The organism is Oceanicaulis sp. LC35, from assembly GCF_052055585.1.
In the GTDB taxonomy this organism is placed as follows: domain Bacteria; phylum Pseudomonadota; class Alphaproteobacteria; order Caulobacterales; family Maricaulaceae; genus Oceanicaulis.
In genome coordinates this window covers 2740008-2752065 of sequence record NZ_CP170485.1, presented here as the reverse complement: position 1 = coordinate 2752065, position 12058 = coordinate 2740008, and the positions used below count along the sequence as shown (strand labels likewise).

Annotated in this window: 11 protein-coding genes; 1 reads left to right on the top strand and 10 read right to left on the bottom strand. The window is 64.8% G+C overall.

Annotated features, from left to right (window positions below; translation table 11 throughout):
- Nucleotides 1-85 precede the first annotated feature (85 nt).
- From ACFELO_RS12990 to cysG, 8 genes are all read right to left on the bottom strand, one after another.
- A complete protein-coding gene (locus ACFELO_RS12990; protein ID WP_440958193.1) occupies nucleotides 86-370 on the bottom strand; it encodes a hypothetical protein in 285 nt (94 codons plus the stop codon).
- A 111-nt stretch (nucleotides 371-481) separates the two neighbouring features.
- Nucleotides 482-1462: an NAD-dependent epimerase/dehydratase family protein gene (locus tag ACFELO_RS12985; RefSeq protein WP_440958192.1), complete on the bottom strand. Its 981-nt coding sequence runs from the start codon at nucleotides 1460-1462 to the stop codon at nucleotides 482-484.
- Nucleotides 1463-1676: 214 nt separating this feature from the next.
- Nucleotides 1677-2492, bottom strand: a complete 816-nt coding sequence (locus tag ACFELO_RS12980) for a ferredoxin--NADP reductase (protein ID WP_440958191.1) — start codon at nucleotides 2490-2492, stop codon at nucleotides 1677-1679.
- Nucleotides 2493-2503: 11 nt separating this feature from the next.
- Nucleotides 2504-3511 (bottom strand): cysteine synthase A, encoded by a 1008-nt coding sequence (locus ACFELO_RS12975; RefSeq protein ID WP_440958190.1) that lies wholly within the window; start codon nucleotides 3509-3511, stop codon nucleotides 2504-2506.
- 25 nt (nucleotides 3512-3536) lie between these two features.
- Nucleotides 3537-4637, bottom strand: coding sequence for a phosphoadenylyl-sulfate reductase (locus ACFELO_RS12970; RefSeq protein ID WP_440958189.1), 1101 nt, complete (start codon nucleotides 4635-4637; stop codon nucleotides 3537-3539).
- Nucleotides 4627-6258 carry a nitrite/sulfite reductase gene (locus tag ACFELO_RS12965; RefSeq protein WP_440958188.1) on the bottom strand — a complete coding sequence of 544 codons (1632 nt, stop codon included), beginning with the start codon at nucleotides 6256-6258 and terminating at the stop codon, nucleotides 4627-4629. The genes ACFELO_RS12970 and ACFELO_RS12965 overlap by 11 nt, the downstream gene beginning before the upstream one ends.
- On the bottom strand, nucleotides 6245-6541 hold the full coding sequence (locus ACFELO_RS12960) for a DUF2849 domain-containing protein (RefSeq protein WP_440958187.1): 297 nt from the start codon (nucleotides 6539-6541) through the stop codon (nucleotides 6245-6247). Before ACFELO_RS12960 ends, ACFELO_RS12965 begins: the two co-directional genes overlap by 14 nt.
- Nucleotides 6538-7938, bottom strand: a complete 1401-nt coding sequence (gene cysG / locus ACFELO_RS12955; protein WP_440958186.1) for a siroheme synthase CysG — start codon at nucleotides 7936-7938, stop codon at nucleotides 6538-6540. The genes ACFELO_RS12960 and cysG overlap by 4 nt, the downstream gene beginning before the upstream one ends.
- Nucleotides 7939-8045: 107 nt before the next feature.
- On the opposite strand from cysG, the gene ACFELO_RS12950 reads away from it, so the two are divergent.
- The gene (locus ACFELO_RS12950; protein ID WP_440958185.1) at nucleotides 8046-8912 is read left to right on the top strand and encodes a LysR family transcriptional regulator; all 867 of its coding nucleotides are present in this window, start codon (nucleotides 8046-8048) and stop codon (nucleotides 8910-8912) included.
- Here ACFELO_RS12950 and ACFELO_RS12945 read toward each other — a convergent pair whose 3' ends face one another.
- Both ACFELO_RS12945 and ACFELO_RS12940 read right to left on the bottom strand, forming a co-directional pair.
- A complete protein-coding gene (locus ACFELO_RS12945; RefSeq protein WP_440958184.1) occupies nucleotides 8913-9845 on the bottom strand; it encodes an ABC transporter substrate-binding protein in 933 nt (310 codons plus the stop codon).
- Between the two features lie 10 nt (nucleotides 9846-9855).
- Complete coding sequence (locus ACFELO_RS12940) at nucleotides 9856-11970, bottom strand: sugar phosphate nucleotidyltransferase (protein WP_440958183.1); 2115 nt, start codon at nucleotides 11968-11970, stop codon at nucleotides 9856-9858.
- Nucleotides 11971-12058 lie beyond the last annotated feature (88 nt).

Sequence of the window (12058 nt, the reverse complement as noted above, 5' to 3'; positions counted from 1 at the left end):
GCTGAGAGCGTGACAGATCGGGGGTGAGGAGGTGAGTGACGCGCGTCACACGGTCTGGGTGACAAATGTCACCCGGGGAAAATACCTAGCCGAACAGCTGGATAGCGCCGCCAATGACCGCGCCCCAGAAGGCGCCGCAGGTGAAGACCAGCAGGGCGAGGGTCTGGCGCGGGCTCCAGCGGTTCTCGATCACCGGCTCGGCGAAGGCGGTTTCCAGGCGTTCCTGGAGCGCATGTGCGGGCGAGGGAATGGCGGTTGCTTCCCCGGACGGGGCGATCGGGAAAGGAGGCGGAGCAATACGGGCCTCAGGCTCCGACGAGTGGGCCGGGGCGGGCATTGCGTGCGTTTCAGTCTTGCGTTGGGTCTGCATGACATCCCTCCATGATCACTGAAGGTAGCAGGGAAAGCTGAATAAAGACCCAACCAGCGTTGTAAATAAAGTGTTAACAGGCTCTAAACGAGACGTGGTTTCAACGCGCGATCAGCCCTTCTCGCCTCGGTATTCGCGCCACCAGCGAGCGTAGAGTTTGAGGCCTTCATCAAGCATGACTTTGGGCTTGTAGCCTGTTTTAGCTTTCAGTCGGCTGATGTCGGCATAGGTGGCGGTCACGTCGCCCGGTTGCATCGGGCGCATGATCTTGTCCGCTGTCACGCCCAGCGCGTTTTCAAGCGAGGCGATCATGTCCATCAGTCCGACGGGCTGGCTATCGCCGATATTGTAGATCTCGTGCGCGCCTTTTGCAGGCGGCGCATCAAACACGCCGATCACGCCATCGATGATGTCATCGATATAGGTGAAGTCGCGCGCCATCTTGCCTTCGCCATAGACTTCAATGGCCTCGCCGCGCGCGATCATCTCGCTGAACTTGAAATAGGCCATGTCCGGCCGACCCCACGGGCCATACACCGTGAAGAAGCGCAGACCGGTCTGGGGGAAGCCATACAGATGCGCGTAACTCTGGCTCAGAAGCTCGCAGGAGCGTTTGGTGGCGGCATAGAGCGAGACCGGGCTGACGGTCGGGTCAGTCTCCTTGAAGCCCTCGCCATTAAGCGGGCGGTCGCCATAGACCGAGCTAGAGGAGGCGTAGACCAGATGCTCGATCTCATTGTTGCGGGCCGCTTCCAGAATGGACAGGTGACCGGCGAGGTTCGAGCGCTCATAGGCGAAAGGATTGTCGATGGAGTAGCGGACGCCAGCCTGCGCGGCGAGGTGGATGATCCGCTTTGCGCCCGAGCGTCTGACCAGTGCGTCAAAGGCGTCGTGATCGGCGATGTCGAGACGCTCAAGGGTAAACCCCTGATGCGCACCGAGTTTCGCCGAGCGCGCCTCTTTCAGGGCCGGGTCGTAATACGGGGTGAAGTTATCGACCCCGATCACGGTTTCGCCCCGCGCCAGCAGGCGCTCGGCGGTATGCATGCCGATGAAACCGGCGGCGCCGGTGACGATCACAGGCGAGGTCATGCCTGCTGTCTCCCTCCCCGTCGCGCGACGCCTTGGAGTGCGCGAGCGGGCCAATGAACCTCATCGTCTGCGGCGCTTTTATGGTCTGAAAGCCGGAGCGGTCAGCGCGCGCAGAGATGATCAGGCGTCAGAAAAGACGCCTGATTCCTGCGCCGAACATGCCCCAGTCCGTTCCCAGCGTCCATATCCTGCGCCCGGAGAGGGCAGGCGGGCCTCAGACGCCCTCACCCGCGAAGGCTTTCTCGACCACGAAATCGCCCGGCTTGGCGTTCGAGCCTTCTTCAAAGCCGCGCGCCTCGAGCATGGCCTTGAGCTCTTCAAGCATGGCCATGGACCCGCAGATCATCACGCGGTCGGTCTCGGGGTTCAGAACAGGGCGTTCAATCATCTCGAACAGCTCGCCAGTCTCGATCAGCGTGGTGATGCGGCCTTTGCGCGGCCCGTCCTCGCGAGTGACGCTGTCAAAGTACACAAGACGCCCTGCGGCGGCCTCGCCCACCAGCGGATCGGTCTTGAGCGCTTCGACCAGCCCGCGCGAATAGGTCAGCTCGGGGCTCGTGCGGCAGGTATGGGTGAACACCACCTCGTCAAACTGCTCATAGACGCCCGGTTCGCGGATGAGGCTCGCAAAGGGCGCAGCGCCGGTGCCGGTGGAGAGCATGTAGAGCCGCTTGCCGGGCTTGAGCGCGTCGGTGACCAGCGTGCCCGTCGGCTTGCGGCCCACGAGAACCCGGTCGCCGGGCTGGATATTGCGCAGGCGGGATGTCAGCGCGCCGTCCTCGACCTTGATGGAGTAGAATTCCAGCGTGTCATCCCAGCTCGGGCTGGCGACCGAATAGGCGCGCAGGATGGGCTTTTTCTCGCCCTCAAGCCCGATCATCAGGAACTCGCCGGGGCGGAAGCGCAGCGTTGCAGGCCGCGCTGTGCGGAAGCGGAACAGATCGTCTGTGAAGTGTTCGACCTCGGTGACCTTGCAGGCGAAGAAGGCGCCTTGATCAATTACATCAGCGTCTTGGACAGTATCGAGCATGAAGGTCTCCGTCAGGCGCTCAGGCCCGCACTGGCGTCGGTTTCCGTCCAGGGCGGAACCGGCAGCCCGCGGGCGCGCAGGAATTCGGGGTTGAAGAGCTTGCCGGCATAGCGCGCGCCGGAATCACACAAGAGGGTCACGATGGTCTTGCCCGGACCCAGGGTTTTCGCCAGCCGGATCGCGCCGGCGATGTTCACGCCCGCAGAGCCGCCCAGTGACAGGCCTTCGGTCTGCACCAGATCAAACAGGAGCGGCAGAAACTCAGAATCCTCGATCCTGTAGGCGTGATCCACCGTCAGCCCTTCAAGCTGGCCGGTGATGCGGCCCACACCAATGCCTTCGGTGATCGAGCCGCCCTCGGATCTGAGCTGGCCTTCGGTGAAGTATGAGTAGAGCGCCCCGCCCGCGGGGTCAGCGAGACCGATCCGAACCTCGGGTTTGGCGGCCCGCAAGGCCGAGGCGATGCCCGCCAGCGATCCGCCTGTGCCCGCCGCACAGATAAAGCCGTCGATCTCGCCGCCGGTCTGGTCGAGGATCTCCCGGCCAGTCGTGCTGGCGTGAAACGCCTTGTTGGCGGGGTTGTCGAACTGGTTCGCCCAGACCGCGCCCGGAAGGCTTTCGGCGATCCGGCGTGAGGCGTGCACGAAATGGTGCTCGCTGGAATAGGGGGCGGGATCGACCTCGATGATTTGCGCGCCCGCTGCGACCAGCGCCTCGCGCTTGCCTGCGCTTTGCCCGCGCGGCATCACGATCAGGGCGCGATAGCCCAGAGCGCCCGCGACCAGAGCGAGGCCAATGCCGGTATTGCCCGCCGTGCCTTCGACGATGACGCCGCCGGGCTTGAGCGCGCCGCTCGTTTCGGCGGCGCGGATCAGGCCCAGGGCAGTGCGGTCTTTCACCGAGCCGCCGGGATTGAGAAACTCGGCCTTGCCGAAAATCTCGCAGCCCGTCGCTTCGGACGCCGCCTTCAGGCGGATCAGCGGCGTGCCGCCGATCAGCTCCACGATCGGTGCGCTCATCACACTTCCTCTTTGATCAGCCGCCTCAGATCAGGCGGATGGCGCCAGCGCGTTTGGCGCGCTCGGCGCGAACCGGATCAAAGATGCCGCACTCTTCCCGGTCCTGGCCAGCCCAACGCCCCTCTCGGGAGCCGGGTTGATCAGAAGGCGCTGTGCAGGGCCAACAGCCGATAGAGGCGTAACCGTCTTCCGCCAGCGGATGGCGGGGCAGGTCGAGCGCCTTGTAGCGGGCGGCCACGTCTTGCGGGCTGAGGAAGGCGAAAGGATTGATCTTCACCCGCTCGCCATCGAATTCGACGGCGGGAATATCGCCGCGCTGACCGCCATGATAGCGCTTGCGCCCGGTGATAAGAGCATCGAACGGATCAAGCGCCCGGCCCAGCGGACGCACCTTGCGCAGATCACAGCAGGCCAGCCCATCGCGGTCATAGAGTTTGCCGTCGGGATCCTGCGCGCGGATCTCGTCTTCATCGGGCTTCAGCACATGAAGATTGGTCAGGCCAAGATGGCTCACCAGACGGTCGCGATAGCTCAGCGTCTGGGGGAAGTGCATGCCGGTGTCGAGAAACAGAATGGGCGTATCCGAGGCGATCTCCGCCACCAGCGCCAGCCCGAGCGCCGCTTCGGCGCCAAAGGAGGACAGCATGGCGATGCGTCCGCCATAGACCTGAGCGGCGCGGATCAGGATGGCTTCGGGCGTTGCACCTTCAAGTTCTTTCGCCAGCGCTTCAGCCGTCGCCTTGCGGGCCGCCAGCGCCCGGAGATGCAGCGCTGCCGGCCGGGCCGTCACTGCGCCAGGGTCGGGCTGGTAGACATAGGGCGCGCCGCCGGTATTGCGGTTGCGTGCGGGGCCTTTGGGACGCTCGATATCGACCGCGTCAAAGCCCATCCGCAACAGGTCATCGACCTGATCAGGCAGCAGCGGGCCAGCCGCGCGCAATTCGCCTTCATAGCCTGAACGGCGCAGAAGCGCGGCGAGCGAGAAGCCGCGACCATCCTTGAAGGTGGGGAAGCGGATCACGACCCGGTCCGCGCCCTCAATGGCGGCTTCAGCTTCGGACGGAGCGGCGTCTCCGGCCAGTTCCACGGTGGCGGATTCAATCCGGCTCAGGGCATCAAGCGCCATAGACGGCCTCCTTGAACGGGTCTGCGCCCAGACGGTTCAGCGTCTGGATGAAAGTTTCTTGCGGAAGGGCGTGGTCGGCATAGACACGCACGCAGGCGATGACGGCGGTCACCGCATCATCAGCCGACAGGCCCGGGCCCAGGATCTTGCCGATGGCGGCCTGACCATCGCCGACGCCGCCAAGGGTGAGCTGGTAGACTTCTTCACCCGCCTTATCGACGCCCAGAAGGCCGATATTGGCCACATGGTGATGCCCGCAGGCATTGATGCAGCCGGATATCTTGATGGTCAGATCACCGGTGGCGTCATCGAGCCCTGCCTCATGCAGGCCGGTTGAGATGGCTTGCGCGATCGGGATGGAGCGGGCGTTGGCGAGATTGCAGTAATCGAGCCCCGGGCAGGCGACGATGTCGCTGGCGCGGCCAAAATTCGGTGTAGCGAGACCAGCCTCATCGAGCGCGCGGAACAGCGCGCCCAGAGACGCCTTGTCCGTGTGCGGAAGAACCAGATTCTGCTCCTTGCTGACGCGGATCTCGCTGAGGGCATAACGATCCGCCAGATCGGCGATCAGGTCCATCTGGTCCGCGCTGGCGTCACCCGGGGTGGCGCCTGGCGCCTTGAGCGGGATCACCACAACGGCGCGGTTCTTCACCTTGTGCGCTTTCACATTCACCGCACGCCAGCGAGCAAAGGCCGTGCCGGTCGGGATATCGGTCAGCGGTTCGCCTTCCGGGGGGAGGGTGAAATGGCTGCTGACGCGCTCGATTTCTTCAACGGGGATGGTCATGGCGCGGCCACGGCTGGCCTCGTATTCGGCCTCCACCGCGTCGCGGAAAGCATCCGGCCCCATGGCCTCGACCAGGATCTTGATGCGCGCCTTGTACAGATTGTCCCGACGACCGGCGAGATTGTAGACGCGCAAGATTGAGGTCAGATACGCCAGAAGCTCGCGCTGGGGCAGGAAGTCGCGAATGATCTTCGCCACGATCGGCGTGCGGCCCTGACCGCCGCCGACGTGGACTTCAAACCCGGTTTCGCCCGCATCGTTCTGAACCAGACGCAGGCCGATATCGTGCACGCCGATGGCGGCGCGATCCTCGGGCGAGCCAGTGACAGCGATCTTGAACTTGCGCGGCAGCCAGGTGAATTCGGGGTGAGTGGTGGACCATTGCCGGATCAGCTCGCACCAGGGGCGCGGGTCTGCGATCTCGTCCGCCGACGCGCCCGCAAACGGGTCGGTCGTGGTGTTGCGGATCGTATTGCCCGAGGTCTGGATGGCGTGCATCTGAACGCCCGCCAGATGGTCAAGCGCGTCGGGAATATCCACCAGAGCGGGCCAGTTGTACTGGATGTTCTGGCGGGTGGTGAAATGGCCATAGCCCCGGTCATAGGTGCGCGCCACATAAGCGAGCGAGCGAAGCTGTTCCGAGGACAGAACGCCATAGGGAATGGCCACACGCAGCATATAGGCGTGAAGCTGAAGATAGACGCCGTTCATCAGACGCAGCGGCTTGAACTCGTCCTCGCTGAGCGCGCCGGACAGGCGGGCGTTCACCTGCTCACGGAATTCCGCGGTGCGGGCATCGAGCACCGCACGGTCGATCTCGTCATACTGATACATGCGCGCCTCCCAGCTTGGTCGAACCGGCGCTGGGGCCGGTCAGCCGGATGGTTTCGCGCACATGCTTGCGGCCTGCAGGCGCAAAGCCGGACGCTTCGGCGTCGATCTCGATGGGATAGGGGCCGACAACAGTCAGCACATCGCGCAGCGCCCTCTCCAGCGCTGTGTCGGTGGCGCCATCGTCAAGACGCACAGCCTGATCGGCGTTCTCGGTCCAGCGATTTTCGGGCGTCAGATAGACGACGCGGCCATCAGTCAGCCGGTTCGCAGTGATGGTTTTCATGCGGCATGCTCCAGAGCCTTGAGGCTCAGGCTTGAGAGATATTCGGGCGCGTAGGTGACCACATCGCCGATCACGAGGACGGCGGGGCCATTCAGCTGCTCGGTCGAGATCGTGTGCGACAGGGCGTCGAGCGTGGTGAAAACCCGGCGCTCTGAGCTCAGGCTCGCATTCTCGATAATGCCCACGGGGGTAGCGGGTGACCGGCCAGCCTCGACCAGACGACGCGCCAGGGTCGCGGCCACCGCAACGCCCATATAGACGACGAGCGTGTGAGAGGTTGCGGCCAGGGCGGTGTAGTCCAGATCAGGCCCGCCCAGCTTCGGACGCCCCGTGACGAAGGTCACGGCCTGGGCGGCGTCACGATGGGTCAGCGGGATCTGCGCCTGGGCGCCGGCGGCCAGAGCGGCGGAAATGCCCGGGGTGACATGGACCTCGATGCCCGCGGCGCGTACGGCTTCGACTTCCTCACCGCCGCGACCGAAGATGAAGCTGTCCCCGCCTTTCAGGCGGACAACGCGACGGCCCAGACGGGCCTGCTCGATCAGGATTTCGCAAATGCGCTCCTGCGGCACCGGATGATCACCCTGACGCTTGCCCACATTGATGCGGTGGGCGTCGCGGCGGGCGCGGTCGATGATTTCAGGCGAGACAAGGCGGTCATGCACGATCACATCCGCATCGCGGATCAGGCGCGCGGCCTTGATGGTGAGAAGCTCAGGATCACCGGGACCGGCGCCGACCAGATGCACCACGCCCTTGGGGGCGGGAGCGTCATCCTTCAGCGCGTCGATGAAGGCGGCGCGAACGCCGTCTTCATCGCCGGCATCGGCCAGTTGCGCGGCAGGGCCGCGCAGGGCGCGCTCCCAGTATTTGCGGCGCGCATCCACACTCGGGAACGCATCCATCACGCGTTGGCGCAGGCCCCGTGCGGTTTCCGCCAGCAGACCAACACCCGGAGCAATGACGCTTTCCAGCGCGCTGCGAAGATCGCGCACCAGGATCGGACCAGCGCCTCCGGAGGACAAGGCGATGGTGATTGCGCCTCGATCCACAAGCGCGGGCGTGTAGAAGTCGCACAGGGGCAGGTTGTCCACGACGTTGACGAGCGCGCCGGCCTTGCGGGCTTTCGCCGCCAGCTTCGACGCGCGCTTGTCATCCTCGATACCGATGAACACCAGCCGGGCGCCCTTGAACACGTCATGGGGACGGGCGCGGGTGTCGATACGGGTGTTTGGATTGAGGTCAGAGGGCAGAGTCGGGGAAACGCCGAGCGTGCACCAGACCAGCTCGCACGGGGCCGTGCGGAACAGGCGCAGCTTGTTCAACGCGGGCTCTCCGGCGCCCAGAACGACCACGCGGGCGTTCTTGAGGGGAATGGCGGGCAGGAATTGATCCATGACACTTGGCCTTCTGATAAACGGCCCGCACTCTCGCTGTCAGGATAGCTTTTTACAAATCAGTATTCTTGCGCCATATAGAAAGAAATTCTTTTCAATGGTGATCCATGGCCGGTCTGGCTCCGCTCAATGCCCTGCGCGCTTTCGAGGCCGCCGCCCGTCAGGGCGGTTTTGTCGGCGCAGCCGAAGAGCTCAATGTCACCCCGGCCGCCGTGGGCCAGCAGGTGCGCCAGCTTGAAGCCCTGATTGGCGAAGCGCTGTTTGAGCGCGAAGGAAAGAAGCTCATCCTGACCGAGCGCGGCGCGGCGGCGCTGGAACCTTTGCGGCGCGGGTTTGAATTGATGGGCGAGGCGAGCGCAGCCCTGCGCGCGGTGCAGGCGACGCCGACGCTGACCGTCGCGGCGGATCACGATGTGATGATCGCCTGGCTCAGCCGCGACCTCATCACCGCTGATGCCGCCATTCGTCTGGTTGAGGCCGGAGAGGAGGCGGAGTTGACCCTGACGCGCGCCTCTGTGGCCAGTGCGCCCGCAGGTGCGGAGCGGGTGATGGATGAAGTGCTGACGCCTTTGGCCCGACCGGGGCTTGTCGCGCCGGACGCCGGATTGACGGTGCTCGAGTCCCTTCCGCTGATCGAGGACAGCACAAGCGGTCTGAGCTGGGCTCAATGGCTGAGCGCGCGGGGCGGATACGGGCTTGAAGCGCAGCCGCGTTTGCGGGTGGCGGACTCGCTCGCGGCGCTGGCGATGGCCGAACAGGGGGCGGGGATCGTGCTGGGGCGCAAGCCGCTCGCCTATGACGCTATCAGGGGCGGTCGTCTGGCGCCCGTCTTCGCTGACGGCGACCAGCCCAGCGATCAGGCCTATTTCCTGCAAACCGCTGCGGGGCGCTCACCCTCCGCCGCTGCGACGCGGCTGGCCCAGCATCTGAAGGCTTGCGCTGCGGCGCGTCAGGATCTGGCGGGCGAGCTATAATCAGGCGTTGAGCCGGGAGAGCGGGGACACCGGGCCCATTTCCGGTTCGATATCCGGCGCGGGATGGTGATCAGGCCACAGCCAATGCGCGAGAGCTTCCAGACTGTCGACAATGCGCGGGCTTGAGCGGCTGAACAGGCGGTTGCCGTCAAACACGGTGATCTGACAGCCTCTGGACTCCAGTTGGCGCAAAGCGGCGATGGTTTCGGGATCGCCCGCAATATCCTCCAGCGTCCGCGCCGTGGAGAAACCACAGGGCGCGATCACCAGCCGCTCGGGATTGATGGCGTGAATCGCTTCCCAGCTCGTCGTCCAGCTGGGACGGTCTGCGGTGTTGCCCGCATCCTCGGCGCCCGCCAGCGTCAGCAATTCATGCATCCAGTGCCCGCCAATAAAGGGCGGGCTGGTCCAGTCCAGCAGTACGGTCCGGGGGCGCGGTTCAGGCAGGGCCTTTGAGCGCTCGGCTACGGCATCGATACGGACCTGAAGGCTGGCGCGAAGAGCTGTTGCGCGGTCGTTGACGCCTGCCGCCTCACCGATCATCGAGATCGTTTCGAGAATATCGTTGAGCGAATAGGGCTCGAGATTGACCAGCGTCGGTTGCGGGTTGAGTGCGCTGAGCACCGTGCTGACTTCCGCGCCGGACACCGCGCACACATCACACAGCGCCTGGCTGATCACGAGATCAGGTTTGAGCGCCGCCAACGCCGGGGCGTCTAGCGCATAGATAGCGTCCTGCCCCTGCAGTTTGGCGCGCACTGCGTCGTCAATCTCGCGCGCCGTTTGCGCTTCAAAGAGTGCACTCGTCAGCGCAGGTAATTGCTTCACCTGAGGCGGCCAGTCACAGCAATGGGAGACGGCCACAAGGTCATCGGTCAGGCCCAGAGCGGCGACGATTTCCGTTGAGCTGGCGAGCAGGGAGGCGATGCGCATGGGGAGGGGATCAGCCCTGTGGTGGCGTGATGAAGGGCGCGAGCCCGGTCATCAGATGATAGATCATGCTGGCGGGGACCATGGCGACCGAGGGCTGCATGTTCGCATCGACCCGATCCACCCAGCCATGGGCGGGGCCTTTGTCGAGATAGAGATTGGAAATCTCGTCGACCATGGCCTTCACCGGCGCCTGGGGCGAACCCAGAGTGATATAGGTGCGCAGGCGTTCGAGCTGCGGCCAGAGCCGATAGCTGGTCTCGACCGGGCCGAGGCTGTCGAGCGCCATGCCGTCCCGAATGCCCTGACTTTCCGCAAACCCGTGAATGCGGCGCACCCAGCTGCCGCAATCGCGGCCCACAAGACGGTCCACCTCGGTCAGCAGGAAGATCCACTCATAGCAATGGCCCGGTTCGATCCGGTCATCACGGATCCGGGTCCAGTCCGGCCCGAACCGTTCCAGCACGGCGCCGCTTTCCGGCGCAAACATGAAGCGTTCAAACAGGGTGGCCAGGGTCTGGATGCGTTCGGCCGAGGCCGGATCGCCCATCACCTCATAATGGCGCAGGCTGGCTTCCAGAAGGTGCATGTGCGGGTTGGACAGCTTGCCGCCGCCACCGGTCTCATGATCCACCCAGCCGCCATAGATATCGTCCTTGAACAGATCATCGATAGTTGCAAAGGCTTCAGCGGCCAGCGCTTCGCCGCGTTCATCGCCAAGGGCCGCCAGTTGCGAACCGGCCAGCGCCACAAAGGCGTGGTCATAAAGATCCCGGCGCGGATCGCTGATCTTGCCATGGCTGTCAAACCGGTGCGCCCAGCCGCCCTGGGGGGAGCGCGCCGGGCCGTCAAGAAAGCTCAACGCCGCCTCGATGACGGTGTCAGCCGCCCCGTCCGGGTTCCAGCCCAGCTGTTTGGCGCGCGCAAAGGAATAGAGCTGACGCGGCGCGACCCGGCCCCGGCGGGGATGGTCCAGCAGGGGCTCGCCCTCAAGGTCCAGCCCTTCCACCAGTCCGCCGTCAGGGGTTACAGCGCGCGACGCCCAGGCCGGCATTACACGCTTCCACAACCAGTCGCCCAGGGAGTCGCGCTGATCGGCCCGCAACAGGGTCTGCCCCAGCGACTGGATGCCCGACACGGCGGGCTTGATGCCGGCGGCGCCATCCAGGCTTGAAACCAGCACAGCTTCTCGCGTTGCGATGACGGCGATAGCGTCCAGTCCGTGCACGGCCACCTTGGGGCCGGAGGACTGGATCAGCACACGCTCGGCGCCGGGTGCGACGACGGCGCCGCGCAGAACCTTGGGGTCGTGGGTGGCTTCGGCATGCAGGGCGTGCACGGCGCGAAAATCACCCACATCGCTCCAGCCCATGGAGACGGGCATGACGGCGATATTGTCCGCTGCTTCCATCACCGCATAGTCGATGGACTCCGAGCGACACTTCGCAAATTTGGCGCGGTCCAGCTGACCGTCCCCGGTCAGGGCGGCCTTCACACTGTCCAGAATGTCCGGCGCGTGGGCGGCCATGGCGTCTCGCATCACCTGGGCGGTGAACATGAAAATGCCGGCGTTCCAGTAAAACCGCCCGGTCTCGATATAGGTCCGCGCGGTCTCTGCATCGGGCTTCTCGACAAAGCGGGCGACGGGCTTGGCGGCGTTGGGAGAGTCGGTCGCCTCGATATAGCCATAGCCGGTGGCGGGGAAATCGGGATTGATGCCGAAGGTGACGATCTGGCCTTCGCAAGCGGCGGGCTGGGCCGTGCGGATGGCGCGATGGAACGCCGCCACATCCTTGATGTGATGGTCGGCAGGCAGGATCAGCAGGATGTCATCGGGTTGGGCCAGCAAGCTTGCTGCAGCGATGGCGGGGGCGGAATTGCGGCCCATGGGTTCGAGCACCAGTCTCACACCGGGCAGTTCGGTGGAAAGCTGATGGCGATGACGGCTGGAGCCAATCGCCATGGCCGGTCCGAACAGGCTGTCGTCGCTGACGCGATGCAGGGTTTCCGCGACCATGGAGCGATCCCCGGTCAGCGCCAGGAACTGCTTGGGCGTGCGCGGGGTGGACAAGGGCCAGAGCCGGGTGCCGCCGCCGCCGCACAAGATGACCGGTGTCACAATCGTCATGTCGCCATCCCCCGTGGGCGTCCGGTTCTTTAACCGCGCAGTCTGTTCCAATGACAAGCAAGAGGCTGTTTTGCAACCGGCTTGCTTG